Here is a 1,061-nt window from a genome sequence, read left to right as displayed (position 1 = left end):
CTTGGCTTCACCGCCAAACTTCTTGGTCAGAACCGTCGTGATCGCTGCCGTCAGCGTGGTCTTGCCGTGGTCAACGTGACCGATCGTGCCCACGTTCACGTGCGGCTTGGTCCGCTCAAACTTACCCTTGGCCATTTTCGACTCCTAAGAGGATTTTTCCGTACGTTGCGCGGGGCGCGCAAACAATCACTGGCTTGCTGCTACCTGCTCGATGCGAGGCCTCTGGAGGCCTGCCAAATACCGGCTGGTGCCCATGGGCAGGATCGAACTGCCGACCTCTCCCTTACCAAGGGAGTGCTCTACCACTGAGCCACATGGGCGAAAACTGCTCTGGAACTGCTTTTTTGCTTTGCTGGAGCGGGTGAAGGGAATCGAACCCTCGTCGTAAGCTTGGAAGGCTTCTGCTCTACCATTGAGCTACACCCGCTAAGTTTTCTGACTACTGTCGATTCCCGACACTAACCTGACTACAGCTGAATTCTGGTGGAGGAGGTTGGATTCGAACCAACGTAGGCGTAAGCCAACAGATTTACAGTCTGCCCCCTTTAGCCACTCGGGCACCCCTCCGTAGAGAACTGATGATTATGGTGTAACATCCGAACCGTGTCAAGCACTTTATTCGGCGCCGAACCACAACGCTCTCACTTATAGGGAGAGCGAAAAAGCAAAAACCCCGGCTTTTTAGGGCCGGGGTTTCGCAATAAGGAGCCTGACGATTACCTACTTTCACACGGGCAATCCGCACTATCATCGGCGTGGAGTTGTTTCACGGTCCTGTTCGGGATGGGAAGGGGTGGGACCAACTCGCTATGGTCATCAGGCATGACGGGTTGCTGCGTCGCTTTGTGAGCGCCACAGCCAATCGGGAAGAAGCGTAAAGAGGTGTTGCTCAATTGGGGTTGTGTTGTTTCTGGCACAACACATGATCTCAACCTGTGCGCTCCACACTCCACTCCGGGAGGAAGACACACCTGTTATAGGATCAAGCCTTACGGGCAATTAGTATCAGTTAGCTTAACGCATTACTGCGCTTCCACACCTGACCTATCAACGTCCTGGTC

At 54.1% G+C, this 1,061-nt stretch carries 1 protein-coding gene, 3 tRNA genes and 1 rRNA gene; all 5 read right to left on the bottom strand.

The window, feature by feature from the left end; all coding sequences use genetic code 11:
- The coding region (locus C7402_RS48355; protein WP_233634994.1) for a GTP-binding protein at positions 1–135 on the bottom strand (135 nt) is incomplete at its 3' end.
- Between the two features lie 110 nt (positions 136–245).
- A tRNA-Thr gene (locus C7402_RS33480) sits at positions 246–320 on the bottom strand.
- A gap of 33 nt (positions 321–353) precedes the next feature.
- Positions 354–427, bottom strand: a tRNA-Gly gene (locus C7402_RS33475).
- A gap of 54 nt (positions 428–481) precedes the next feature.
- Positions 482–567: transfer RNA gene (locus C7402_RS33470), tRNA-Tyr, on the bottom strand.
- A gap of 140 nt (positions 568–707) precedes the next feature.
- Positions 708–821: ribosomal RNA gene (gene rrf / locus C7402_RS33465) — 5S ribosomal RNA — on the bottom strand.
- Between the last annotated feature and the right edge of the window lie 240 nt (positions 822–1,061).

Source organism: Paraburkholderia unamae, assembly GCF_003096875.1.
Lineage (GTDB): Bacteria > Pseudomonadota > Gammaproteobacteria > Burkholderiales > Burkholderiaceae > Paraburkholderia > Paraburkholderia unamae.
The sequence above is the reverse complement of the archived record's forward strand: the minus strand, read 5'-3'. Positions and strand labels throughout refer to the sequence as shown.